We start from the raw sequence: 26,368 nt of genomic DNA on the forward strand, positions 1-26,368 counted from the left end.
ATAATTTTGCCAGATATTCTCGGGATAATCGGTATTTTATGCACCAGAATTTGCCAGTGTCATTGTTTACTACCGAACAGGTGCGCCGGTTGGATCAGGCTGTCATTCGGAGCGGTATCCCCGGCATTAAATTAATGAAGCGGGCAGGTTATGCCGCGTTCCAGAAAATTCTCAGTTACTGGCCGGGAAAGCCGTTGACGGTGTTCTGTGGTTCAGGAAATAACGGTGGTGATGGCTATATTGTCGCGGCCCTGGCAGCCGAGGGTCGGCTACCTGTTCGGGTAGTTCAGCTGAACTCGCCGGGAAAACTCCACGGTGATGCGCGCACAGCATTTCAGTACGCCCGCGATGCGGGTGTGCCGATGGTGCCGTTCAGTGATTGTCTTGACCTGTCGACGGGCGTGGTTGTGGATGCAATGTTGGGCACCGGGTTTTCCGGTGAGGTTCGCGAGCCATTTGCGCAGGCGATTCGATTGATCAACCAAAGCGGTTTGCCAGTTGTCGCGTTGGATGTTCCCTCGGGACTTTGCGCGAATACGGGTGCTGCCAATGAACCTGCTGTCGAGGCAAACCTCACAGTTACCTTTATCGCACTGAAACAGGGGTTATTCACTGGCCGGGGGCCCGCGCTCTGCGGGGAATTGGTTTGCAGTGATCTGCGTGTTTCCGAGCAGATTCTGGCGACAGAGCCTCACCCGGCCTGTCGTCTGGAGCTGGACCCCCTGAGGGCGACGTTGCTGGTGCCCCGTCGACGCGATGCTCACAAGGGAGATTTTGGTCATGTGCTGATCATTGGCGGTGACCACGGTTTTGGTGGCGCGGTTAGTATGGTTGCCGAAGCTGCATTGAGGGTGGGGGCGGGGCTGGTGAGCGTTGCTACCCGACCCGAACATGTTGCAGCGCTATTGGGGCGTCGACCCGAGTTGATGGTTCGCGGTGTGACCTCGGGGCAACTGTTGTTGCCATTGCTGGCTCGTGCCACCGTATTGGTTGTGGGCCCCGGTCTTGGGCGTTCGCCCTGGTCCGAGCAACTGTTGCAACAGGCGTTGGCTGCGCAGCTGCCAATGATCCTGGATGCCGACGCACTGAATATCCTCAGTGAAGGTCGGTTGGCACCACGCCATTTGTCATCAAACTGGATAATCACCCCCCACCCCGGTGAGGCTGCGAGATTGCTGGGTATTACGGTGCAGGACATTGAAGCCGACCGGTTCGCTGCCGTGCGGGCCCTGCAGAAAATATTTCAATGCGCGGTTGTCCTGAAAGGGGCCGGTTCACTGGTGTGCCATGATCCCGGCTTGCCAGTGGGTGTTTGTAGCGGCGGCAATCCGGGCATGGCCAGTGGCGGCATGGGCGATATCCTGAGTGGTATTGTTGGCGGGTTGGTTGCCCAACAGTTGTCCCCTGACAAAGCATTGCCGCTGGCCGTGTGTCTGCATGCCGAGGCCGCTGATCGAGCGGCAGCGGATGGCGGCGAACGCGGCATATTGGCTACGGACCTGCTGGGTCAGCTGCGGCAGTTGGTGAATCCATGAGCCAGACAGTGGTCAAAGTCGTTTTTGGCGAGCAGGCAATGGTAGATTTTGGGCACCGGCTGGGTGAATTAATAGTCACACCAATAGTAGTTTTCCTGGAAGGTGATCTGGGTGCGGGAAAGACCACCCTCTGTCGCGGTATTCTTGGCGCTTTCGGTCACAGGGGACCGGTAAAAAGTCCAACCTATACACTGGTAGAGCCCTATCAATTCGGGCATGGCGTACTGGTCTATCATTTTGATTTGTATCGGCTGGGCGATCCTGAGGAATTGGAATTTATCGGCATTCGTGATTATCTGGCGGAAGGAGTCTGTTGTCTTGTGGAGTGGCCTGAGCGCGGTGCCGGTATGTTTCCGCTGCCGGATCTGCAGGTCATGATAATGGCAGTAGAGGGGGGGCGTCGCCTGAATATTACCGGTAATACCCTGAAGGGGGAGGCCGTGTTGGCATCCCTGTTGGAAGTGGGTTGAGGATAGCCTTTTGTTGAAAACGCGAATCGTTATACCGTTACTGCTTCTGATGGCTTTTGTCTGTCAGCCACTGGCGGCGGCCACTGTAGTAGATGGAGTTCGGCTATGGCGCGCCCCTGACCACACTCGTCTGGTATTTGATCTGAGCGGGCCGATCAGCCATACAATTTTTGAGCTTGATAACCCCCGCAGGCTGGTGGTTGATATTGACCAGACCACCTTGAAAACCACGCTTACCGGGTTGGATTTCTCCACTTCACCGATTACCGGGATTCGCAGTGGTGTGCATGAGGGGCATCACCTGCGAATTGTGCTGGACCTCAGTGCCTCGGTGAAGCCGCGCAGTTTCACGCTGGCGAAGAATGAGCAATATGGGCACCGGTTGGTTTTGGATCTCTACGATCGTGAAAAAGAAGAGGCCCGCACCACCGAAGAAAAATCAGCCAGGCCCCCGCTCCAGGGGCAACGTGATGTGATCATCTCGATCGATGCGGGCCACGGCGGTGAAGATCCCGGAGCCTTGGGCCCCAATGGTATTCGTGAAAAAGATGTGGTGATGGCGATCAGCCGTGAGTTGAAAAAGTTATTTGATCAGACACCGGGTTTCAAGGCCCGGCTGGTCAGGGACGGAGACTACTATATTGCGCTGCGGGATCGGACGCGCATCGCCCACGAGCAGCGTGCGGACATGTTTATTTCAGTTCACGCAGATGCCTTTACCAAACCCTCGGCTAATGGTGCTTCTGTATTCGCCCTGTCCCGTCGGGGTGCGACCAGTGAAACAGCCCGTTATCTGGCCAGTAAGGAAAATCGTGCGGATCTGATCGGCGGTGCCGGTTCAGTGAGTCTTGATGACAAAGACCATATGTTGGCCAGTGTACTGCTCGACCTGTCCATGACTGCGACCCTCAGCAGTAGTCTGGATGCCGGAACGGATGTGCTTAAGCACCTGGGCGGTGTTGCCCGGCTGCACAAAAAGCGCGTGGAGCAGGCGGGCTTTATGGTGTTGAAGTCCCCGGACATTCCTTCCATTCTGGTGGAGACCGGATTTATCTCCAACCCCCATGAAGCGCGCTTGCTGGGTACCCGGGATTACCAGCAGAAAATAGCCAGATCGATATTTCACGGGATTCACCAGCATTTCAGCAAGGCACCGCCCTCAGGGACGCTGCTGGCCGCGAGAAAGTCGAAGGGTGAAAGTGTCCATGTGATCGCAACTGGTGATACGCTGTCCGATATCGCCCTGAAGTACAACATTTCCGTCGATGCATTACTGAGACATAACGGGCTTACCAATACCCGCATCAACGTCGGTCAGCGCCTTAAAATTCCCTCTTCATAAGAATCGTTTCATGCCAAAAATACACTTGCTAAGCCCCAGGTTAGCCAACCAGATTGCTGCCGGGGAAGTGGTCGAACGCCCTGCCTCTGTGATCAAGGAATTGTTGGAAAACAGTATTGACAGCGGTGCCAGTCGCATTGAAATCGATGTGGAGCGGGGCGGCATCAAGCTGATGAGAGTGCGTGATAACGGTTCCGGGATTGCGTCAGATGATTTGCCACTGGCACTCAGTCGGCACGCCACCAGCAAAATTGAACAGCTTGATGATCTTGAATCGGTCGCGACTCTGGGTTTTCGCGGTGAGGCCTTGGCCAGTATTTCCTCGGTGTCCCGATTGGCCATTGCCACCAATGATCAGAACAACGGGCCGGGCTGGAAAGCCGAGGCCGAAGGTCGTGATATGGCCGTGAACCTCGCGCCGGTTGCTCACCCACGTGGCACGACGGTGGAAGTGCGTGACCTGTTCTTTAATACGCCGGCCCGGCGCAAGTTTTTGCGGACCGAGGCCACCGAGTACAAGCGGATCGACGAAGTCCTGCGCAAGCTGGCCCTGAGTCATTTCGAGATTGATTTTACCCTGCACAATAACGGCAGGGCAGTCCACCATTTCCGCGCCACCACCAGTCAGGCAGAACAGGAGCGACGGGTGGCCGCTATCTGTGGCCCTGCGTTTATGGAAAATGCGCTCTATCTTGACTTTGAGGCCGCCGGTTTGCGGCTCTGGGGTTGGGTGGGTTTGCCAACGTTTTCTCGCAGTCAGGGGGATCTGCAGTATTTTTACGTCAATGGTCGCAGTATCCGCGACAAGCTGGTCACCCATGCGGTGCGTCAGGCCTATCGGGATGTGATGTACCAGGGACGCCACCCGGCGTTTGTCCTCTATCTGGAGGCGAACCCCGCGGAGGTTGATGTCAATGTGCATCCCACCAAACATGAAGTGCGTTTTCGCGACAGCCGGACAGTACATGACTTCCTGTTTCGCAGTCTGTACCGCGCAATCGCGGATATCCGCCCCGGTGATGTCCCATCGGTACAGGCTGCCATAGCTGAACAAGCCCCCAGTGACCTCCATTGGCGCACACCGGTTGAACAATCGGCAATGGGCTTTTCGGCACAGCAAACGTTTGGTAACAGTGAGGTGGCCGAGTCCACGACTGACTACGCTTCCGGGAATGGGTGGCAGGAGCAGGATAAGCATAAGTACCTTGATCCCGAATCAATATCAGACGAGATATCACCTCCACTGGGTTACGCTATCGCCCAACTGAAGGGTATTTATATTCTGGCCGAAAACGCAGAGGGGTTGGTACTGGTGGATATGCATGCGGCCCATGAGCGAATTACCTATGAGCGCATGAAGCGGGCCTTTGATACTCAGGCGCTGGTCTTCCAGCCATTGTTGGTTCCGATTACGTTGGCGGTAAGTCAGTCAGAGGCCGATGGGGCAGATGAGCATTCGACACTGTTTGAAAGTCTCGGTTTCCTGCTGCAGAGAGCCGGCCCGGAAAGCCTGATTGTGCGGCGTGTACCCGCCATGCTCCGCGATGCCGATGTCGAGCCGCTGGTGAGAGACGTGCTGTCCGATCTCCTGAAGCACGGCAGTAGTGATCGTATTCGACAGCACCTGGATGAGATTATGTCGACCATGGCCTGCCATTCCTCGGTGCGGGCCAACCGCAAACTGAGTATTACCGAGATGAATGTCCTGTTGCGCGATATGGAGGCCACGGAGCGCAGTGGTCAGTGCAACCATGGCCGACCCACCTGGACGCAGATGTCATTGGATGCACTGGATCGGCTTTTTTTAAGGGGGCGTTGACTGGCTGTGATCCGGACAATCGGAAATATTCTGTGGTTTTTGCTCGGCGGTTTGGTAATGGGGCTTGCCTGGTGGTGTATCGGCTTGCTCGCCTTTATCACGATTATTGGCATCCCTTGGGGTAGATCCTGTCTGGTGATTGGTCAATTTACCATGTGGCCCTTTGGTCGCGAGGCGATCGGCCGGGATGTGCTCCGGCAGCGGGAAGATGTCGGGACAGGTTTGCTGGGCCTGCTGGGCAACGTGATCTGGTTTGTGTTTGCCGGGTTCTGGTTGGCAGTTGCCCATATCATGATGGCGCTGGCGCTGTTCCTCACCATCATTGGCATTCCATTCGGGCTTCAGCACCTGAAACTGGCGGGAATTGCCCTAGCACCGGTTGGAAAAACCATTGTTTCCAGTGATGTCGCTAATGTGACGAGAGCGAGATAGCCCAAACAGTTACTCAGAATCTTTGAGGCATCACGTGAAAAACAGCTGCTATCAGCCCCCAGATTTGGTGGCCGCTAGATGACACCGCTCTTCAGTAACGACCTCAGTGGTTGGAGGTTGCGTCCAGTTCCCGATCCAGCTTCTGTGATACAAAACCCGGTCCTCGGGAAAATCCACCCAGCAGGTTGTAGGCCACCGGCAGTACAAACAGTGTGAAGACAGTGGCAAATGCTACGCCACAGAAGAGTGTAATCCCCAGCACCTGGCGGGTTTCAGCCCCGGCGCCAAAGGACAGAATCAGCGGCACCGAGCCGGCAACGGTGGTAATGCTGGTCATCAGAATGGGCCGCAGGCGAACCCGTGCCGCTTCGGTAATAGCGGCCTTCACTGAGGCTCCGCGGTCCCTTGCCTGATTGGCAAACTCAACAATCAGAATGCCATTTTTTGCCGCCAGTCCCACCAGCATAATCAGACCGATCTGGCTGTAGAGATTGAGTGTATTGCCGGTGGCCCAGAGTCCGAGCAACCCGCCGGCGATCGCCATTGGCACTGTGAGTAGGATGATGAAAGGGTTGATGTAACTCTCAAACTGGGCTGCCAGCACCAGAAACATCACGATGATCCCCAGCACAAAAGTGAAATAGGTGGCAGTGCCGGAGGTTTTGTAATCCAGGGAGCGACCCTTGTAATCCACGATGGCGTATTCCGGCAAGTGCTCGTCAACCAGCTTCTCCAGATACAGGAGTCCCTCGCCCAGCGGGAGCCGATCTTCAAGATTGGCATCAATGGTAATGGCCCGATTGCGATTGTAGCGGTTGAGGGTTTTGGAGTCGGCAAATTCCTTCAACGAGACCAGATTGGAAAGGGGAATTAACTGCTCTGAACGGTCGGAGCGGACGTAGATATTGGTGAGATCCCCGGGGCTGTTTTGCTGATCGCGTATGCCCTCAATCATCACATCGTACTCTTCTCCGGTGTCAATGTAGGTGGTGACCCGCCGCGAAGCCAGCATGCCCTCCAGTGTGCGACCGATATTCTGCACCGAGACACCCAGCTCTGCCGCCCGATCATAATCAATCAATACTTGTACCTGGGGGCTGGTCTCCTTGTAGTCGCTGTCGATATCGGTGAAACCGGGATTGCTTTTTCGCAACTCGGCAAACAGGATGTCCCGCCAAGCGGCCAACTCCTGGTAGGTACCCCCGGCGAGCACAAACTGCAAGGGTTTTTCGGTTCGACTGCCGATCCCCTGGCGCATGATCGGATGTATCGTCACCCCCGCCAGGTCGGCGGTTTTCAGACGGATTGCCGCCATAATATCCCAGGCAGAACGCCGGTTATCCCAGTCCCCGAGCACGACAATCACCATGCCGGTATTGAAGGCATCCCGGGGGGCGCGAATCAGGATCCGTTCAGCCTCGCCACTTTCTGCCAGTGGCATCAGTCGGCGTTCGATTTCCTCCATGTATTCCTTGGTGTAAGAATAGCTGGCACCTTCAGGCCCCTTGACCATGATAAAAAAGGCTCCGCGATCTTCTTTGGGGGCATACTCATTGGGAATCTGGTTGACCAGCAGGACGCAGAGTCCAATGATGGCGACAAAGATTGCGATCACCAGACAGGGTTTTTCAATGGCAGCGTCAACCCAGTGTCCATAGCGACTTTTCAGGCGGGTAAAAAAGTTATCGACCTTTCTGACCAGCAAGGTGGAGTTTCCCGCCGGTTTGAGCACCAGTGAGGCAAGCACCGGAGAGAGTGTCAGTGCCACCAGGCTTGAAAACCCCACCGCTGCACTCATGGTCAGGGCAAACTCGGAGAACAGCCTACCCATGTCACCTTCAAGAATGGCAATTGGGGCAAATACTGCGATTAACACCAGTGTTGTGGCAATCACGGCAAAACCTACCTGACGGGTTCCACGGTAGGCGGCGACGATGGCGGACTCACCGTATTCTTCCATTCGCCGATGAATATTCTCCAGTACGACAATGGCATCGTCCACCACCAGCCCGATGGCCAGTACCATGGCAAGCAGTGTCAGCAGGTTGACGGTGAAACCCATGGCCATCAGAACAATAAACGTCGCAACCAGTGAAACGGGCACCGTCACTGCCGGTACCAGCATGGCCCTGGCGCTGCCGAGAAACAGATAAATGATGAAGATCACCAGTGCAATGGCAATGCCGAGTGTTTTATAGACCTCGTTGATGGCTTTTTGGATAAAGACCGAAGTGTCATAACTCTGCTGTATGGACATGCCTTCTGGCAGGGTTTTATTGAGACGCTGGGCTTCGGCCTTGGCTGCACGGGAAACGTCCATGGTGTTTGCGGTGGATTGTTTGGTGATGCCCAGCCCGACCATGGTTTCACCATTGCCCCGAAACAGGGTTCGGTATTCCTCGGTTCCCCGTTCCACGGTGCCCACATCGCGCAGTCGCACCAGGTAGCCATTTTCCCCGCGCTTCAGCACCAGTTGACTGAAATCCTCAGCGGTTCTGAATACCCGCTCCACGCGAACGGTGAACTCCTGATCCACCGATTCGATTTTACCCGCCGGGAGTTCCACGTTTTCCGACCGCAGTGCTGACTCCACATCCGTTGCAGTCAGGTTGTGAGCGGCCAGTTTGATGCGGTCCAGCCAGATCCGCATGGCGAAACTCTGGCCCCCTCCCACTCGCACCAGCGCCACGCCGTCTAGTACCGAAAAACGATCCATCAGGTAACGCTCGGCGTAGTCGGTCAGCTCCGGCATCGACAGACGGTCACTGGTGAGGTTGAGCCACATAATGACGTCTTCGTTGGAGTCAATTTTCTCCACATCGGGAAGATCGGCTTCTTCCGGCAAATCCTCAAGAATTCGTGAAACCCGGTCCCGCACATCACTGGCAGCCGCATCAATATCGCGGGAAAGATTGAATTCAATATTGATTCTCGATTCACCGTCCGAGCTGTTTGATTCAATAAACTTGATGCCTTCCAGTCCGGAAATCCGGTCTTCAATCAGTTGTGTGACACGCGTTTCCACCACACTGGCCGCAGCGCCGGGGTATTTGGTCTGGATGGAGACAATCGGTGAATCAATATCGGGGTATTCGCGCAGTGGCAGGCGCTCGAAGGCGATCGTACCGAAAGCCACCAGCAACAGCGAAATGACCGAGGCAAAAACCGGGCGCCTGATGCTGATATCGGAGAGAAGCATGCTGCTCAATCGCTCTTGTTGGCAGGAGAGGCCTGTTGCCGGAGCAATTCGGTCAGGGATTCATCGCCTTTTTGCTCGGCGGCGATATGGACCGTTGAGCCATCACTGAGGCGCATGGTGCCGTGAGTGACCACCAGTTCGCCGACCTGAATCCCGGATATTACCGCGATAGCACCTGGACGACGGGGTCCAGTGACCAGTTTGCGTTTTACGACCCGGGCGGGTTTGGTCACGCTATCAACCACGAAGGCAAACTGATTGAATCCCTCCTGTATCAGGGATTTCTCGGAAATCATCAACTGCTCCTGTGGGGCTTTTTGTAATACCACGGTGACCAGCATGCCGGGTTTCAGGTTACGCTGTTCGTTTGGCAGCAGCGCTCTGACCATGACGGCCCGGGTAATCGGGTCGACCCTTGAATCGATGCTGAAAATCTCGCCTTCAACGTACCGGTTATCCAGCCCCGCAGCTTTTGCTGTAATTTTCATGCCGGGTGCCAGACTATTGAGAAAGAGCGCGGGTACAGACATGTCCAGCTTCATCACGCTGTCGTCATCCAGTGTTGTGATACTGTCACCCGGGGTGACCAGTTGGCCGACACTGATTTGTCGCAATCCGACGACGCCATCAAAAGGTGCCAGTATCAGGCGGTCAGCCAGTCGCGAACGGGTAGCATTGAGCTTTGCTCCGGCCGTTTCAAAGGCCGCCCGCCTTTCATCCAGTAGTGATTCCGTGGACAGCTTTGCATTGACCAGCGATTTGATGCGCTGATATTGCCGCTCGGCTTCTTTGACGGTTGAAAGTGCCTCCTCGAGCTGTGCATGCTCTTCTGTACTGGTCATCTCCGCCAGCACATCACCTGCATTGACCCGCTGGCCATCGTCAAAGTGGATCGCAGTGATCGTTTCTGTGACGGTGGCGGAGAGCGTGACTGCCTCATTGGCTTTCAGGGTGCCGATGGCCTCTATTTTTTCGGAGAGCAGCTCGGTGGTGGCCGCTTTGACGAAGACAGGAACTGATGCCGGTGCAGCAGAAATGCTGAGTGGCAAGCTGCAAAAGGAAAGGGCAAGAATAACTGCCTTGAAGTGCATGTGGTGGTCCTTGTTTGCTCCCCGGGCAAAGCAGACTGTTGCCGCGGGGGTCCGGCTTCTGAATGATTGGCGGTATTGTGGCTTCGAAATATGACAGTTGGGAGAGGTGCTGCCAATAAAAACCGGAAGCTTTGCCGGGCGATACCTGCTCAGGCAAAAATACTGTGATTGCCGGGTGTTTTATTCACAACAGATGATACGCATCAAAGAGTCCCTATGGATCAACCCGCCCCCGATTTTCATTGCAGAATGTTGTCAAAAAGACGGCAATACCTTCCCTCCAATACATTCAGATAAGATCGGGCTGGTTGGTCAATAATGCCAGCTGCCGTATGAGAAGATCCTCTCCGTCTTCACCCAAATGGTTAATCCTGTATACCGTACTGCCTTCAGCCAGTGGAGAGAGATCGACATCATGCAGGTCCTGCTGTTGAAAATCGGCCTGGTCAGCCAACAGAATTTCTCCGGTGGCGGCCTTGTCCAGTAAACCCTGGATCGCGATGAGGCGCTTACCGAGTTCACGTTCGCCCAGCAAGATTGATTGTGAGGGCTGTTGCAGTCCAGTGGAAACTGCAGCGGTCAACTCAATTGTGATGCCCTGTTTGTCCAGTAGCCGCGAGCTGAGGCGGAGCAGTGCAGACGCACAATGAATCGCCCGGGATAGCTGGTCATTCTCACCGTCGACAAATTCCAGACAGATATGGTAGTCATCTCCCGGCAAACGGGTTGCCCCGTAGAGTCGCCCTGCGCGTTCAACCAGTTGGTCCAGTTTGACCATGAGGGTTTTGAAATGCTCCTGATTCAGCAGTGCCTCGAGACGAGGCAGGTTGCGACAGGCGATTGCCAGGGTCGTTACGGATCGCACAGTCGCTGGGGTAAAAGGGGTTTCAGGCTCGCGCAAAAGGGGCTCTATGCGTTGTGCCAGTTGGGTGAGTTCATCCCCTTTGCTGGATTCACTGCCCGGCAATTGTCGAAGCAGCTCCGTCAACCTGTTGGAGAGATTGCTGCCAAACCTGAAGGAGGCGAAGATCAGTATGGCCGCCAGCAAAGCCCATAATAGCAGGAGTATTCGAGCGGCAACGGCCGCCTGTGCCGCATAATAGTCCGGTTCCAGTGTGACCGACACAAATCCGATTGTGCTGTCATCAATATTGACGGGCGTGCGATAGTGGTTGATCTTGGCCGAACGTCCATGGGCGCCCCCGGCTCGGGCAATGAGTTGATTTTCGATGTCGTAAACGGCAGCCTGCGCCACACCCGTGATGGCGAGCATGTCGTCCAGTTCCACCTGCAGGCTCAGGCTGTCCCGATGGATCAGCGGCTCACGGACCACTTTTGCGAGTTGTCCGGCAAGCACGCTGCCCAGGTGGTTCTCCTGTTGTGATGACAACGTGCCCATCTGCTGGTTGAAGGTGAGTCCGAGTGCAAGACCGGCCAGTACGGAAAAAATAAGTGCAGCAAGGGGTATAAGTCTCGTAAAGGATGGTTTGATGTGGCCCATGCTGGTGACATATCCCTGTGATTGGCTAGTGTTGTGCATTCTATCTCATTCGCTGCTCTCCTATAATACTTGCGCCAATAGGGTTGCGATAATCCCCATAAAAAATGGAATCCACTGTGAGAGAAATTTTACTGATCAATGTTGCCGGAGAGGATAAGCCCGGTATTACCAGCGCCGTCTCCCGAGTGCTGGACGAACACGGCGCCGATATTCTGGATATTGGTCAGGCGGTAATCCACGATAATCTCAATCTTGGTATTCTGGTGATGATCCCTGACGGTCAGCAGCCGGCACTGGTACAAAAGGAAATTCTGTTCAGTCTTCACGCGATGGATATGCGGGTGCGCTTCCAGTCGATCTCTGAATCAAGTTACGAGCACTGGGTGGATCAGCAGGGCAAGCCACGTCATATTGTCACACTGCTTGCCCGACGGGTGGCCGCTCATCACATTGCCAGAGTGACGGCTGTGACCGTGGAGCAGGGACTGAATATTGACAAAATTACCCGCCTGTCGGGGCGAGTACCACTGGAGCGGATCGAGGCCAATACCAAGGCCTGTGTGGAATTTTCGCTGCGCGGTGTTCCGGTGGATTTGACGGCATTGCGAGCCTCGCTGCTGGAGTTGTCTGCTGAACTGGATATTGACATCGCCTATCAGGAAGACAATATTTATCGCCGCAATCGCCGATTGGTCGTGTTTGACATGGACTCTACCCTGATCGAGGCAGAGGTTATTGATGAGTTGGCCAGGGAGGCCGGTGTCGGCGAAGAGGTGGCGGCCATCACTGAGGCCGCGATGCGCGGTGAACTGGACTTCAAGGCGAGTTTTTCCGAACGTATGTTGTTGTTAAGGGGGCTGGACGCATCGGTCCTGGCGATGGTGGCGGCAAGATTGAAATTAACCGAGGGTGCTGAAACCCTGGTGTCCACTCTGCGTCAGCTAGGCTACAGAACCGCTATTTTGTCCGGGGGCTTCGATTATTTTGCGCAACACATTCAGAAGCAGCTGGGTATTGATTACATTTATGCCAATCACCTGGAAGTGGTTGACGGCAAGATGACTGGCCGGGTGTGTGGTGAAGTGGTTGACGGTCAGCGCAAGGCGCAACTGTTGCGTGAGATTGCTGCCAGTGAAAACATCAGTCTGGAGCAGGTAATCGCTGTTGGGGATGGTGCCAATGATTTGCCCATGCTCAGTATAGCCGGACTGGGAATCGCCTTTCGGGCAAAACCCCTGGTGAAAGCCACGGCCAAGCAGTCGATCTCGAAGCTGGGTCTGGATGGCATACTTTACCTGATGGGTTTGAGTGACCGGGATACTCTGCTCTGGCAACGTGAGCCGTATCGTTTAGGCGATTAACTGTCGTTGCTGAAATCGTAGCTCATACGTTGGGAGGGCCGTTGCAGGAAGTGTCCCTGTATGTAGTGGACACCGCAGGTCCACAGCGAAGGTATCATGTCTGCCCGCTCAACAAAGGGGACAATAATTTGTTCATTTTCGATCTTCAGGGAGCTGATCAGGCTCTTTAGTTCGGCCAGGCTCTCATCGCTTTGGTACGCTTTTTCAATGATAACGCTGTCAAATTTGATGTAATTTACCGACAGGTTTTGCAATAGTTTCATTGGTTCGATGGCAAGCCCAAAATGGGATAACGCCACATCACCATTGATTCTGCTCAGGTCCTCAATCAGCTCCACCGAGCGGTGATATTGGCGGGCAACGTCGATTTCACGCAACTGAAAGATAATGTTTTTGGGGTATAGTCCGGAGGCTTTCAGTGCCACTTTCAGCCAGGGAATAAAAGTTTCGTCAGTCAGGGTGTGGCTGCAGATATTGATAAACAGGCGAGTGGCCGGAGCGCTCTTCAGTTTTTCCGACAGTGCTTTGAATGACTCCAGAATTACCCAGTGGTCAATATCTCGGGCCGCTTCGGTTTTAAAGACCTTGGCAATAAAATTGTCCGGCAGCGCTTTTTCATCGGCCTCTGGCTTGGTGCGGATAAATACTTCGTAAAATTGTTCCTGTTTGCCCTGCAGCGGAATAATAGGCTGATAGAGTAGCTCGAAAAGTTTGTCCTCGAGCATGGCTCTGGCGGTTTCCTCGACATTTTCCTCGCAGTATTCAGGGCCGATTTCCGATTGATAAAGATTGGCACCGTTGGCAAAGTCCCCGTTATTTTTCTGGTGCAGCTCGGTGAGTGCAGAGAGTGCTTTCTCAATGCAACCCTCAGCCGTGGCAACGGTTTCACTGATGACGGATGCCCCGATACCGAGCGTCAGACTAAAGGTTTGGTCATTCAATTGAAAAATATGTTTGCTGACAGTCTCGCAGAGCTGGTTGGCAAACATCAGTGCTGCATCGGTCCCGGTGTTGGGCAGGATCATAACCAGCGTGTCCTCCTTGAAACGCTTGAGGCTGACCTCCTCGCCTGCAGTACCCCTGATTTTTTCCACCAGTTGTGAAACCAGTTCTTCGGTTTTTTGTATGCCGATTTCTGCCAGGATACTGGTATAGCGGTCCAGGGTGATATAGAGCAGAACCGAGGAGCTATGTTTTTGTGCGGCGAGGCGGATGGCGTTGTTTATCAGCTCAATAACCTTGTCGCGCTGAATACTGATGGCACCGGATGGGTCGCCGGCATCATCGTCGCCGGCATTTACCTGGCCATCCAGAAACTGCCGGCTGATGACCAACTCAAGGGCTGGTTCACCCTGATAATCCACCTTGGCTATTCTGGCCTCGATCGGAATCGGTATTTCATCGTGAGTGATTCCGGTAAAGCGCAGGGTCTCCATCGGAATTTCCTCGTCTTTGTCGATAGGGCGTAGATACTCTTTTAGTCGCGCATGATCCTCTGGCGCAATCGTATCAATCACAGGGAGACAAAGCATGCTGTCACTTTCCAGGTGACCAAACAGTTGGGCAAAGCTATCGTTGGTGAACAGATAAGTGCCCTCCTGAATAATGGCGATGGCATCTACCGATGAGCCGAGCAGTCTGTCACACCGGCTTTCTGCATCGGCATAGCGGCGCCTGAAATGGCGCAGCAGACGTCTTTGTTCAAGGTTGAACAGGGCTTTTGCTACCACCAGCAACAATTGCTGGTCTTCGTCCATGGGTACTACGTCTGCTGCGCCAAGGCGTAGTCCCTCGACAATTTCTGCGGCGTTATACTGCTCTGAAATCAGAACAACCGGGGTGTCCAGGTCAAAGCGCCTGATCAGTGAAAAGATGGATTTTATGGGAGTGTTGTTGCCCTGATATTGGCCAATAATCATATCCCAGGGTTTTTCCTGCAGCAGTTTTGAGAGCACATCTTCCTGATTGACATGCTTTGATTCGGCACGGTAGTTAGCGTTGCGCAACAGGCTGACGATACGGTTAGCCTCTTCAAAGCTGTCGTGAACCAGTAAAAGTTTCAGGGCGCTGTCTGGGATCATTTAGGCCGGGCTCCCCCCGAATGGTGTAACGTGTGGTTTTTATTGGATTGCAGCATTATAAGGCAATGGAGGCCGGGGAACACACAGCCAATCCTGGTCTGATGTTTTTTGCCCCATGACCAAAGTGCGAGCTACACCACATTATGGGCAAAAAAGGGCTTTGAGGAAAACGGGAATCATATCAACGGTAACTTGCTCGTTGCTTTGGGGACTTCCCTCACCAGCTTTGGCACAAGGTAGCCGGGGAGCCTGGCCAATAACTGGCAGTGCAACTCGCGAGCCGTTTCGTCAGAGACTGCAAAATGGGCTGCCCCGCTGATTTTATCTAGTTGATGAAGGTAATAGGGCAGACAGCCGAATTCAAACAGGCGTTCGGATAACCGTGCCAGCGTATCGGAATCATCATTCACGCCGGCAAGCAATACCGACTGATTCAGCACAGTGATACCGGCGGCTTTCAGGGCCAGCAGACTTGCGCCGACGGATTCATCCAGTTCATTGGGGTGATTGCTGTGAATCACCATGGATGTCTGCAAGCGCGTCCCTGTCAGCCATTGCAGGCAGCTGTCGGTAATCCGGTCAGGAATGACCACTGGCAGTCGAGTGTGAACCCTCAAGCGTTTGACATGCCTGATTCCGGCGATTTCCTCGGTGAGCCATTGCAATTGGTTATCCCCGGTCGCCAGCGGATCGCCGCCACTGTAGATGACTTCGCTGATGGACTCGTCTCCGGCAATATAATCCAGTGCATTTTGCCACTCCGGTCGCGCTGGCCTGTTTTCCTGGTAGGGGAAGTGACGGCGAAAACAATAACGGCAGTTGATTGCACAGTTTGGGCTGACGATCAGCAAAAGTCGTCCATGATACTTGTGAATCAAGCCCGGCACAGGATTGGCCTGCTGCTCTGTCAGTGGATCTTTGCTGTACCCGGGCACAACAAGCAGTTCTTCAGCGACAGGCAGGATCTGTCGTAGCAATGGATCATCCGGATCCCCTTTCCTGATGCGGCTGAGGTAGGCATGGGGCACCCGCACCTGAAAGTCGCCATGGGCCGTCAGCGCTTCGCTGAGTGGAGTTTCATCCAGTTCCAGGTAGTCAAAAAGCTCTTTTGGGTGGCGAATGCTGGCAGTGAGTTGTTCTTGCCAGCCGGGACTATCCAAACTCGTCGCAGAACCGGTTATCATGGCGCTCTCTTTTTTCCAGAAAGTTTTACTGAGTGTTGAGGCAATAATGGCTACCTATTCTAACAACGAAATTCGCGCCGGTCTGAAAGTTATGCTGGATGGTGACCCCTGTTCCATTGTGGAGAACGAATTTGTCAAGCCGGGCAAGGGGCAGGCCTTTAACCGGGTTCGTCTGCGCAACCTGAAAACGGGCCGCGTTTGGGAGCGAACTTTCCGCTCCAGTGACTCGCTGGAGGGCGCTGATGTGTCCGATCGCGACATGCAGTACCTCTACAATGATGGCGAATACTATCATTTCATGGAGCCGGGCACCTTTGAGCAGTATCAGGCAGACGGTAAAACGCTCGGCGATGCTGTGCAGTGGCTGAAAGAGCAGGCTACCGTTATGGTTACCCTGTTTAACGGCCAGCCATTGGCGGTGACACCACCCAATCATATTGAGCTGGAAATTGTCGATACAGATCCGGGGCTCAAGGGAGATACCGCTCAGGGTGGTACCAAGCCCGCCAAGCTGGTTACCGGTGCTGTGGTCAAAGTGCCGCTGTTTCTCAATATAGGCGATGTTGTGCGTGTGGATACTCGCACTGGAGAGTATCTGGGCAGAGCCTGATTGTCCTGTGTTCTCTGCATCAATATATCGTAAGAGGGTGGCGAAGCCGCCCTTTTTGCTGTTGATGCCATGCGGCTAAGTTATGCGTATGCAGGGCGCTCGCAGATTTTGAGGAGGCGACATGGCTGATTGGCAACCCACGGCGACAATCGAAACACTTCGCGGCCGTGCTCGGCTGTTGGCCGCCGTTCGCCAGTTTTTTTCTCTGCGCGGCGTTTGGGAGGTCGATGTGCCAGTATTGGCAAAAACCGGCGTCACGGATGTCAATATCGATTCGATTCCGGCAGAGGTGAATGGTCGGCGCCATTTCCTGCAAAGCTCACCCGAATACCAAATGAAACGGTTGCTCGCTGCCGGCAGTGACAGTATTTATTATCTGGGAAAGGCATTCCGCGATGGCGAGTCGGGTCGGCGCCACAGTCCGGAGTTCACTCTTCTCGAATGGTACCGTCCCGGCTGGGATGAGCATGACCTTATTGGCGAGGTCTCCTCATTATTGACTGAGCTGGGGGTGGCGGCGAAGCCCGTTAAGCTACCCTATCGTGAAGTTTTTCAACAGAACATTGGGCTTGATCCCCATACGGCGTCTCTTGAGGCGCTTCAGCGGCAGGCTGCAGTGCTTTCGGGAAGTGACTTTACAACGGCCAATCGAAACAGCTGTCTCGATCTTCTCTTCAGTATTGGCGTTGAGCCACGACTGCCGGATGGGGTGGTGTTTGTTTATGATTATCCCCTGTGCCAGGCCGCTTTGGCTTCTGTTGGCAGGGATTTTTCAGGCGTTCCTGTGGCTCGACGCTTTGAAGCTTTTCTGGGCAGAATGGAATTGGCCAATGGTTACTTTGAGCTGACAGATGTCGAAGAACAGGCCTCCCGTTTTGAGTCAGATCTGGCTTTGCGGGCAGCAGTCGGGAAATCAGCCATGCCGGTAGACCTTCAGCTCCTGGCTGCAATGAAAGCGGGCCTGCCGAAATGCGCTGGTGTAGCTCTTGGTGTCGATCGCCTGTTGATGCAATTGCTTTCACTGGGGGAGATCCAGGACGTTCTACCATTTGGCATAGGCCGTGAAGTGAATGATTGAAACACTACCGCCAGCGATTTTTTTGATGGGGCCAACGGCCACAGGTAAAACAGATCTGGCCATTGCTCTGCGTGAATATCTGCCGGTGGAGTTGATCAGTGTGGACTCCGCGCTGATTTACCGGCATATGGATATAGGCTCTGCCAAACCATCAGCAGACCTGTTGGCTTCTGTGCCCCACCGTCTGGTTGATATTCGTGATCCCGCTGACACCTATTCGGCCGCTGAATTCGCGCGGGATGCCCGTCAGGCTATGGCGGAGATCAGTGCCGCAGGGCGAATCCCGTTGCTGGTCGGTGGCACCATGTTGTACTTCAAGGCACTACTCGAGGGGTTGGGTAATATGCCACCTTCGCCTCTTCATATTCGCCTCGAAATTGAGCATGAAGCTGATCGGCGAGGCTGGCCTTTTATGCACCAGTTGCTGGCTGCAGTCGATCCGGAAACAGCAGGTCAATTACATCCGAATCATTCCCGTCGCATCCAGCGGGCACTGGAAGTTTATCGTGCCACTGGTAAGACACTGTCACAATTCAAACGCGAGCAGGCCAGTACAGGTGGTGGAATTGATCCCATTACCCGGCAGTTCCAGTTGACTCAGATCAGGCTTTTACCCCACTGCCGCGCGCTTCTTCACCAGCGTATTGAGCGGCGTTTCGAGAAAATGTTGGCGCAGGGCTTCGAGGAAGAAGTCAGGGCGCTATACTGCCGTGGAGATTTGCACCCCGATTTGCCCTCCATGCGTGCGGTGGGTTACCGGCAGATGTGGCAATACCTGTCGGGAGAGATCAATTATTCAGACATGGTGAAAGCGGCACAGGCAGCCACTCGCCAATTGGCCAAACGGCAACTGACCTGGTTGCGTACCTGGCCGTCCATGAAACAGCTGTTTATTGATTCAGAAACAGGTGAACCTGAAAATTTGCCGCATTTGCTTTCGGGGTGCTTGAAGATCCTTGAAAAAAGCCCCATATACAAAAAGTAAGGCCAATAGTATGATAAATCCAATTTAGTACGGATGCTGGTTTCGCCGAATAGATCTACTTGTAATCCCTTGTTTTTCGGCGTTTTTTATTCCTTTGTTGAGGAGAATAACCATGTCAAAAGGGCATAATCTACAAGACCCTTTTTTGAATGTGTTGCGTAAAGAGCGTATACCTGTCTCAATTTTTCTGGTTAATGGCATTAAGCTGCAGGGGCAGATTGAGTCGTTTGATCAATTTGTGGTGTTGCTGAAAAATACGGTCAGCCAAATGGTCTACAAGCACGCAATTTCCACAGTCGTGCCATCCCGGCCGGTACACTTGCCGATGGCAATGACAGATGACTCAATGGATATTCCTGAGTGAGTGGAGTGCTGATTGTTTTTTGAGCGTCCTGAATCTGGTGAAACCGCCATTCTGGTTCATTTGATGATTGGGACTGAAAATGAGCCTGAAGACCCCCGGGAGTTTGAAGAGCTGGTGTTGTCCGCCGGTGGTGATCCCGTTGCTCTTGTGACGGGACAGCGCAATGCACCCCATCCTAAATATTTTGTGGGTACAGGGAAGCTGGACGAGTTGGCGGCACTGGTCATTGACGCCTGCGCCGAACTGGTTATTTTCAACCACAACCTTTCGCCCAGTCAGGAACGCAATCTTGAGGCTGTTCTGAAATGCAGGGTACTTGATCGCACCGGTCTGATTCTCGACATTTTTGCCCAGCGAGCGCGGACCCACGAGGGTAAGTTGCAGGTTGAGCTCGCACAATTGCAGCATATGTCTACCCGGTTGGTGCGCGGCTGGACTCACCTTGAGCGACAAAAAGGTGGTATTGGCCTGAGAGGGCCGGGTGAAACCCAGTTGGAAACCGACCGTCGCTTATTGCGGAACAGAATCAAGTCTATTCTCGGTCGTTTGGACAAGGTTCGTCGACAGCGGGATCAGGGTCGCCGCTCGCGGTTGAGAGCAGAGATGCCCACCATATCCCTGGTGGGTTACACCAATGCCGGAAAATCCACACTCTTCAATCGGCTCGCGGATGCTGAGGTCTATGCGGCCAATCAGCTTTTTGCCACGCTGGATCCCACCATGCGCCGTATTGATGTGAGCGGCTTCGGGTCTGTTGTACTTGCGGACACAGTGGGTTTTATCAGTCACCTGCCCCACAAGTTGGTAGAGGCTTTCCGGGCCACCCTGGAAGAAGCAGCAAGTGCGTCCCTGTTGTTGCACATAGTCGATACGCACAGTGATGAGCGGTCAACTAACATTGCACGGGTGAATGAGGTGCTGTGCGAGATAGGGGCTTTGGAACTGCCGACTTTAATGGTATATAACAAGATTGATTTGCTGGAGAACGCCACGCCGCGCCTGGAGTATGATGAATCAGGCAAACCGGTGTCAGTCTGGCTCTCAGCCCAGACTGGCGAGGGTTGCGATTTATTGATCCAGGCGATTGCATCGTTGCTGAGCAGCGATATTGTTCATGAAACCTACCGGTTGTCGCCCAGTATGGGCCGTTTTCGCGCCATGCTGTATGAGCGCAAAGCAGTGCTTGCAGAGTCTCAGGCCGACAATGGCAACGTGCTGGTGGAAGTCTGTATGCCAAGGCCGGATTTTTACCGCCTGCTGCAGTCCGAACAACTGACGCCTGACGATTTGCAATGGCAGCCTTCCCAGAGCCCTCCTGACGCCAGGCTTCACTGACGGTATGTGATTCGTCCGGTCGTGCATCCGGCCCTTTTGCATAATGGAACGGTTTTTTTTCGCCTGATTAAACGCCTTAAGCGTGGTATTTAAACGGTGGGTTGGTACAATCGTCGGTCGCGAACAACCCTTCAGTATACGGAGAAACATATGGCCTGGAATGAGCCTGGCGGTGGTAAAGATCCCTGGGGCACGAACAATGCAGGCGGTGGCCCACCTGATCTCGATGAGGCGATCAATAAGTTGCGTGCCCGTTTCAGCAAGTTATTCGGTGGCTCTGGTGATGGCGGCAAAAACGGTTCCAGTGGCGGCTCGATAGCAGTCGTTCTCGCTGTTTTGGTGATCGGTTGGGGGCTGTTCGGCTTCTATCAGGTGGATGAGAAGGAGCAGGCTGTCGTACTGCGACTGGGTAAATACCTGGACACGGTAGGATCCGGACTGCACTGGAATCCACCCCTGATTGACCGCGTCACCAAAGTGCGTGTCACGGAAGAGCGCCAATACACATCACTGGGGCAAATGCTCACGCTGGATGAAAACATCGTCGAGCTGCCATTGGTGGTCCAGTATAACGTCAATGATGTCAAAGCCTTTGTGCTCAATATCAGGGATCCAGAAGCCAGTCTGCGCCATGCCTCGGACGGTGCCCTTCGCCATGTGGTTGGGAGTACCAGACTGAACGACGTGGTTTCCAGCGGCCGTGAGAAAGTCGGTGATGATGTCAAAGTCCGATTACAACAGTATCTTGATGGTTATGGTTCTGGCATTCTGGTGCGAAAAATCAATATTCAGGAGGCCAAACCGCCTGCTGAGGTGAAAGCCGCTTACGATGATGTGATCAAGGCCCGTGAAGATCAGGAAAGGCTGGTCAATGAAGCGCAATCCTATGCCAACGGCATTATCCCCGAAGCCCGGGGTAAGGCTCAGCGTATGATCGAAGAGGCGTTGGCCTATCGTGAACAAGTGGTGGCTGAAGCGCAGGGTGAAACGCGGCGTTTTGAAGCGCTCCTGACGGAGTATCAAAAAGCGCCGGAGGTGACTCGGCAGAGGCTCTACCTGGATTCGGTGCAGCAGGTTATGAGTGAAAGTTCCAAAGTTCTGGTAGATGTTGAAGGTGGCAACAATATGTTGTATCTGCCACTGGATAAAATTATTGATAAAGGTGCTGCGGTTAGCCAGCCAGCCACCTTGAGGAGCAGTGATTTGAACAGCATTGCCGATGAGGTCATGAATCGTATCAGGCAGGAAAATTCCTCTACCCCCCGAAGAGAGGTGCGCTGATGACTAATCGTTCAACAGGTTTGCTGGTATTGCTGGCAGCCGTATTGTTTTTGGTGAGCAGCTCCCTTTATGTGGTTTCCGAAACTGAAAGGGCTGTTAAATTGAGGTTTGGCCGCTTGATAGATGTCGATATCCAGCCCGGTTTGCATGTAAAAATCCCCGTTGCCGAAAAGATCCGCAAGTTTGACGCGCGGGTGTTGACGCTTGATGCCGAGCCATCCAGTTTTTTTACCTCTGAGAGAAAACGTCTGATCGTGGATGCCTATACAAAATGGCGGATAGTCGATGTGGACACTTACTACAAATCCACCGGCGGTGATGAAGCGGTTGCCCATAACCGTTTGTCTAGCCGGGTAAACGACGGACTTCGCAACCAGTTTGGTGAGCGGACACTCCACGAGGTGGTCTCTGGAGAACGCGATTCCCTGATGGATAACATCAAAGCCGGGCTGAATTCCACAGTGCGGCTCTCATTGGGCATTGAAATAGTTGATGTTCGGGTCAAACGGATTGACCTGCCCTCTGAAGTGAGTGGTCAGGTCTTCAGTCGCATGAAAGCCGAGCGGGAAAAAGAGGCACGGGAGCTTCGCTCAAGGGGCGTGGAAGCGGCGGAAAAAATTCGTGCCGATGCTGATAGGCAGCGAACCATCCTCATGGCCAATGCCTACCGTGAAGCCGAGGAGTCGAGGGGTGAGGGTGATGCCGAGGCCACCGCTACCTATGCTGAAGCCTTTAGCAAAGATCCCGAGTTCTATGCATTTCAGCGTAGCTTGAAGGCCTACACTGAATCCTTCAACAGCAAGGGTGACGTGCTGCTGGTTGATCCTGACAGCGATTTCTTTCGCTACCTGAACAGTCAGCAGGGGAGGTAACCTGTACGGGGGGTCTTTTTCTGACCCCTCGAATGCAGAAGCTCCTTAATTGTCAGGCAGGCAAAACAAAAAATGCAGCAGTGCACCAGATGGGGTGATAAACTACCACGGCCGGGATCGCCCGGTTTTTTTGTGGCCGGCAGGATGATGGTATGTGGGTATATTTGGCCAAAGCATTTTGTCTGATGTTGGTGTTGGAGGGCATCATGCCCTTTCTGGCGCCGGGGCGATGGCGCAATATGGCAACATTGCTGGCGCAGGTGAACGACCGCAGTATGAGAATGATGGGCCTGCTCAGCATGTTGCTCGGGGCTGGAACTTTATATTTTATTAACGGGTAGTGATGATGACTGTTGCTGATCGCTGGTTGTTGCCTGATGGCATTGAAGAAATACTTCCCAATCAGGCGCTACAGATTGAACGGTTGCGTCGTCAGGTGCTTGATTTGTATCACAGTTGGGGTTACGACTTGGTGATACCTCCTTTGGTTGAATTCACTGAATCGTTACTGAGTGGAACCGGCTCTGATCTGGATTTGATGACTTTCAAGGTAACGGACCAGATCAGTGGCCGGATGATGGGTATTCGTGCCGATATGACACCCCAAACCAGTCGTATGGATGCCCATAGCCTTCGGCGCAATGGCCCCAGTCGTCTTTGTTATGCCGGTACCGTTCTTTACACCCGTCCCAAACAGGCGCTGGAAAGTCGATCGCCCATTCAAATCGGTGTGGAGCTTTATGGCGAGCCGGGCCTCGAGGCGGATATCGAAGTGATCAGTTTGATGGTGGAGACGTTGCGCCTTGCTGGGCTCGGCACGCCACAACTCGACCTTGGCCACGTCGGAATCTATGCCAGTCTGCTTGAATCAGCTGCGCTGCCAGCTGATCGTGAAGCTGAGCTATTCGATTTACTTCAGCGCAAAGCAGTTCCAGAGCTCGATGCATGGCTGGTGAAGCACCTGGGCAATACAGAAATTGCGTTGATGATTCGTGCATTGGCTGGTCTTGCAGGCGACGCCTCAGTGTTGGATCGTGCCCGTGAGTTGTTTGCCGAGGCCCCTGCCGAAGTGGAGCTGGCGCTGGATGAATTGCAGGCTGTTGTCAGTGCACTGGGCGAAAGGTGCCCCGATTTGGATCTCTATCTCGATTTGAGTGAGTTGCGCGGCTATCACTATCACACGGGCATCGTGTTTGCCGCCTATGCCCAGGGGCTTGGGCAGGCCATTGGCAATGGCGGGCGCTACGATCACGTCGGCAAAGGCTTTGGTCGTTCCCGGCCTGCCACTGGATTTAATATGAGTCTACAGTCGTTGGCCAAGGTGGTGTTGTCCGAGGCTGTCGCAGGGGGTATTTATGCCCCTGTTAGTGAAGACCCCGGTTGGCGAAAAGCCATAGCAGCCTTGCGCTCCAGCGGTGAGCGAGTGGTCTGCGGCTTTCCGGGCCAGGAGCCGGATTATCAGGAGTTACATTGTGATCGCCAGCTGGTGTGGCTGGATGGCAATTATAAAATCACTGCAGTTTGACCATTAGTATCAGGGTTAGAAAAACACATGGGAAAGAATGTCGTGGTGCTGGGCACCCAGTGGGGCGATGAAGGCAAAGGCAAAATTGTCGATCTGCTCACCGATCAGGCGGCTGTGGTAGTCCGTTTTCAGGGGGGGCACAATGCCGGCCATACTCTGGTCATCGAGGGCAAGAAAACAGTTCTCCACCTGATACCCTCGGGTATTCTCAGAGATAATGTGACCTGCTTGATTGGCAATGGCGTGGTGTTGTCGCCCGAGGCGTTGTTGCATGAAATCTGTGAGTTGGAGGATAAAGGCGTACCCGTTAGGGATCGCCTTCGGTTGTCTCCTGCCTGCCCATTGATATTGCCTATCCATGTGGCTTTGGATCAGGCCCGGGAGCGTGCCAGGGGTGATGCCAAAATAGGTACCACTGGCCGCGGGATCGGCCCGGCCTATGAAGATAAAGTGGCGCGGAGAGGTATTCGTCTTGGCGAATTATTCAATCGGGCGCTGTTTGCCGACAAACTGAAAAGCTTGATGGAATACCATAATTTCATGCTCACGGATTTCTATCATGAGCAGCCAGTCAGTTATGAAGAAACCTTGAAGCAATCAATTACCTGGGTAGAAGAGCTGGCACCCATGTTGGCGGATGTTACCGGGTTGCTACATGAGGCCCGTGAAGTGGGTGACAATATCATGTTCGAAGGGGCCCAGGGTTCGTTGCTGGATATCGATCACGGCACGTATCCCTACGTGACCTCCTCCAATACCACCGCCGGTGGTACGGCCACTGGCAGTGGTTTTGGTCCGCTATATCTGGACTATGTGCTGGGCATTACAAAAGCCTACACCACCCGGGTTGGGTCTGGTCCGTTTCCGACGGAACTGTTTGATACGATAGGCAGGCATCTGGGTCAAAAAGGCCATGAGTTTGGTGCGACGACCGGTCGTGAACGCCGCTGTGGCTGGTTCGACGCTGTAGCCCTGAAACAGGCCATTCGTATCAATTCTATATCCGGGATTTGTTTGACCAAACTGGATGTGCTTGACGGTATTGAAACCATAAAATTGTGTATCGCCTATCGGAACATCAATGGCAATGAAGTGATTACACCGAGCCATGCTGATGATTACGAGAAACTGGTTCCCATTTATGAAGAGATGCCCGGTTGGCATGAATCAACTGTTGGAGCTAAATCCCTGGAAGAACTGCCTGTGAATGCCCGTGCCTATATCGCCCGTATCGAAACGATTCTTCGTACGCCGGTGGATATTATTTCAACTGGGCCGGACCGGGTTGAAACGATTGTCCTGCGCCATCCCTTTGGTAGTTAATCCAGTGTGTAAAGAAAGGGTCCCTTTTGTATCGATAAAAGGTTTCCGGCTATCTGATTCTCTATTAAGCTAAAAACAGTAGACATAAGAAGGTTTCTGTTTATGCTGAATTCAGTAGAACTCAAGGATTACATGCTTCCCAACCCGGTTAAAGTCAATCAACGAGATGACTTGTTTGTTGCCATTGATATGATTGTTAGCAATAAAATTTCCGGGCTATGTGTGGTGGATGATGACAATAACCTGGTAGGTGTGCTGTCCGAGACGGATTGCTTAAAAGCCATTCTGGGTGCCAGATATAATCAGGAAAGCAGTGTTGGTCCAGTGCGCGATGTGATGACTCGCGATGTATTCACCGTAACACTCCAGGCCGATATAGTGGATGTCGCCCAGCAAATGATGAATCGTGGTTTTCGCCGTTGCCCGGTCCTCGACAAGGGCAAGCTGGTGGGGCAGATCACCTGCAGACAGTTGCTGAACGGTGTTGGAAAGTTTTCCGAAAAGCACATTTGAGGAAGGACGTTTGAGCCTTCTTTGACTACCCATTCGTCAAATAGCCGTTCACCCCGAGGAGAAATCATGTTTCGATCGAAGGCTGTTCTTTTGGTCATGCTGTCTTTGCTGACCAGTGGAGTCGTGGTTGCCGGAGAGGACCGCCCTGAGCATTTCAAAGGATTGCCCGCTGATACTCTGGTCCAGGCGGTGGCCAATTTTTCCCAGTACAACAGGGAGCTTGAAGTATTTATACAGCAGGACAATTTGACACCACAGGATATGCACGAGGTGCATATGCTCACTTATACACTGGAAAATGCATTGGCCAAAATCCAGGCTGAGCTCATTGCGCTGGCTGAGCCCCTGGAAGCGGTGCATCTTGCTTCAGAGCGTGCTGAACCTGAAACCGTCAAAACCCAGGGTAGGGTTTATCTGGACAATGCGCGCCAGATCATCGAGTAAACCGCTTCACATATGCCGATATC

23 protein-coding genes are annotated in these 26,368 nt (G+C 53.6%); 18 read left to right on the plus strand and 5 right to left on the minus strand.

Annotated features, from left to right (window positions below; translation table 11 throughout):
• Positions 1–38: 38 nt before the first annotated feature.
• From ACTF5G_RS04530 to ACTF5G_RS04550, 5 genes are read left to right on the plus strand one after another with little or no spacing between them, the layout of a single operon-like run.
• On the plus strand, positions 39–1,535 hold the full coding sequence (locus tag ACTF5G_RS04530; protein ID WP_438951629.1) for an NAD(P)H-hydrate dehydratase: 1,497 nt from the start codon (positions 39–41) through the stop codon (positions 1,533–1,535).
• Positions 1,532–2,005: a tRNA (adenosine(37)-N6)-threonylcarbamoyltransferase complex ATPase subunit type 1 TsaE gene (tsaE, locus tag ACTF5G_RS04535; RefSeq protein WP_438951630.1), complete on the plus strand. Its 474-nt coding sequence runs from the start codon at positions 1,532–1,534 to the stop codon at positions 2,003–2,005. Before ACTF5G_RS04530 ends, tsaE begins: the two co-directional genes overlap by 4 nt.
• Positions 2,006–2,054: 49 nt before the next feature.
• Entirely contained in the window at positions 2,055–3,347 is a 1,293-nt protein-coding gene (locus ACTF5G_RS04540; protein WP_438951662.1) for an N-acetylmuramoyl-L-alanine amidase, read from the plus strand.
• 10 nt (positions 3,348–3,357) lie between these two features.
• A complete protein-coding gene (gene mutL / locus ACTF5G_RS04545; RefSeq protein WP_438951631.1) occupies positions 3,358–5,166 on the plus strand; it encodes a DNA mismatch repair endonuclease MutL in 1,809 nt (602 codons plus the stop codon).
• A gap of 6 nt (positions 5,167–5,172) precedes the next feature.
• Complete coding sequence (locus tag ACTF5G_RS04550) at positions 5,173–5,598, plus strand: YccF domain-containing protein (RefSeq protein WP_438951632.1); 426 nt, start codon at positions 5,173–5,175, stop codon at positions 5,596–5,598.
• A 103-nt stretch (positions 5,599–5,701) separates the two neighbouring features.
• Here ACTF5G_RS04550 and ACTF5G_RS04555 read toward each other — a convergent pair whose 3' ends face one another.
• The 3 genes from ACTF5G_RS04555 to ACTF5G_RS04565 all read right to left on the minus strand — a co-directional run bounded on the left by ACTF5G_RS04555 (position 5,702) and on the right by ACTF5G_RS04565 (position 11,428).
• Positions 5,702–8,797, minus strand: a complete 3,096-nt coding sequence (locus ACTF5G_RS04555; RefSeq protein ID WP_438951633.1) for an efflux RND transporter permease subunit — start codon at positions 8,795–8,797, stop codon at positions 5,702–5,704.
• A 5-nt stretch (positions 8,798–8,802) separates the two neighbouring features.
• A complete protein-coding gene (locus ACTF5G_RS04560) occupies positions 8,803–9,888 on the minus strand; it encodes an efflux RND transporter periplasmic adaptor subunit (protein WP_438951634.1) in 1,086 nt (361 codons plus the stop codon).
• A 289-nt stretch (positions 9,889–10,177) separates the two neighbouring features.
• A complete protein-coding gene (locus ACTF5G_RS04565; protein WP_438951635.1) occupies positions 10,178–11,428 on the minus strand; it encodes a hypothetical protein in 1,251 nt (416 codons plus the stop codon).
• 77 nt (positions 11,429–11,505) lie between these two features.
• Between ACTF5G_RS04565 and serB the strand changes: the two genes are divergently transcribed.
• Entirely contained in the window at positions 11,506–12,750 is a 1,245-nt protein-coding gene (gene serB, locus ACTF5G_RS04570; protein WP_438951636.1) for a phosphoserine phosphatase SerB, read from the plus strand.
• Here serB and ACTF5G_RS04575 read toward each other — a convergent pair.
• On the minus strand, positions 12,747–14,831 hold the full coding sequence (locus ACTF5G_RS04575) for an EAL domain-containing protein (protein WP_438951637.1): 2,085 nt from the start codon (positions 14,829–14,831) through the stop codon (positions 12,747–12,749). The two genes, serB and ACTF5G_RS04575, sit on opposite strands and share 4 nt — an antisense overlap.
• Positions 14,832–15,007: 176 nt before the next feature.
• Positions 15,008–16,015: an EF-P beta-lysylation protein EpmB gene (gene epmB, locus ACTF5G_RS04580; protein WP_438951638.1), complete on the minus strand. Its 1,008-nt coding sequence runs from the start codon at positions 16,013–16,015 to the stop codon at positions 15,008–15,010.
• A 46-nt stretch (positions 16,016–16,061) separates the two neighbouring features.
• On the opposite strand from epmB, the gene efp reads away from it, so the two are divergent.
• The 12 genes from efp (at position 16,062) to ACTF5G_RS04640 (ending at position 26,345) form a co-directional block, all read left to right on the plus strand.
• A complete protein-coding gene (gene efp, locus ACTF5G_RS04585) occupies positions 16,062–16,625 on the plus strand; it encodes an elongation factor P (protein ID WP_438951639.1) in 564 nt (187 codons plus the stop codon).
• A gap of 121 nt (positions 16,626–16,746) precedes the next feature.
• A complete protein-coding gene (epmA, locus tag ACTF5G_RS04590) occupies positions 16,747–17,703 on the plus strand; it encodes an EF-P lysine aminoacylase EpmA (RefSeq protein ID WP_438951640.1) in 957 nt (318 codons plus the stop codon).
• Complete coding sequence (gene miaA / locus ACTF5G_RS04595) at positions 17,696–18,688, plus strand: tRNA (adenosine(37)-N6)-dimethylallyltransferase MiaA (RefSeq protein WP_438951641.1); 993 nt, start codon at positions 17,696–17,698, stop codon at positions 18,686–18,688. Before epmA ends, miaA begins: the two co-directional genes overlap by 8 nt.
• Before the next feature lie 112 nt (positions 18,689–18,800).
• On the plus strand, positions 18,801–19,052 hold the full coding sequence (hfq, locus tag ACTF5G_RS04600; protein WP_438951642.1) for an RNA chaperone Hfq: 252 nt from the start codon (positions 18,801–18,803) through the stop codon (positions 19,050–19,052).
• A 12-nt stretch (positions 19,053–19,064) separates the two neighbouring features.
• Positions 19,065–20,387: a ribosome rescue GTPase HflX gene (gene hflX / locus ACTF5G_RS04605; protein WP_438951643.1), complete on the plus strand. Its 1,323-nt coding sequence runs from the start codon at positions 19,065–19,067 to the stop codon at positions 20,385–20,387.
• A 150-nt stretch (positions 20,388–20,537) separates the two neighbouring features.
• Positions 20,538–21,668, plus strand: a complete 1,131-nt coding sequence (gene hflK, locus ACTF5G_RS04610) for an FtsH protease activity modulator HflK (RefSeq protein WP_438951644.1) — start codon at positions 20,538–20,540, stop codon at positions 21,666–21,668.
• On the plus strand, positions 21,668–22,540 hold the full coding sequence (hflC, locus tag ACTF5G_RS04615; protein ID WP_438951645.1) for a protease modulator HflC: 873 nt from the start codon (positions 21,668–21,670) through the stop codon (positions 22,538–22,540). The genes hflK and hflC overlap by 1 nt, the downstream gene beginning before the upstream one ends.
• Positions 22,541–22,692: 152 nt before the next feature.
• On the plus strand, positions 22,693–22,881 hold the full coding sequence (locus ACTF5G_RS04620) for a DUF2065 domain-containing protein (protein WP_438951646.1): 189 nt from the start codon (positions 22,693–22,695) through the stop codon (positions 22,879–22,881).
• Positions 22,882–22,886: 5 nt separating this feature from the next.
• On the plus strand, positions 22,887–24,065 hold the full coding sequence (locus ACTF5G_RS04625) for an ATP phosphoribosyltransferase regulatory subunit (protein ID WP_438951663.1): 1,179 nt from the start codon (positions 22,887–22,889) through the stop codon (positions 24,063–24,065).
• Between the two features lie 27 nt (positions 24,066–24,092).
• Positions 24,093–25,388: an adenylosuccinate synthase gene (locus ACTF5G_RS04630; RefSeq protein ID WP_438951647.1), complete on the plus strand. Its 1,296-nt coding sequence runs from the start codon at positions 24,093–24,095 to the stop codon at positions 25,386–25,388.
• Positions 25,389–25,490: 102 nt separating this feature from the next.
• The gene (locus tag ACTF5G_RS04635; RefSeq protein WP_438951648.1) at positions 25,491–25,901 is read left to right on the plus strand and encodes a CBS domain-containing protein; all 411 of its coding nucleotides are present in this window, start codon (positions 25,491–25,493) and stop codon (positions 25,899–25,901) included.
• 66 nt (positions 25,902–25,967) lie between these two features.
• Positions 25,968–26,345, plus strand: a complete 378-nt coding sequence (locus ACTF5G_RS04640; protein WP_438951649.1) for a DUF6746 family protein — start codon at positions 25,968–25,970, stop codon at positions 26,343–26,345.
• The last annotated feature ends 23 nt before the right edge of the window (positions 26,346–26,368 follow it).

It is taken from the genome of Porticoccus sp. (genome assembly GCF_965660005.1).
Taxonomy (GTDB): domain Bacteria; phylum Pseudomonadota; class Gammaproteobacteria; order Pseudomonadales; family Porticoccaceae; genus Porticoccus.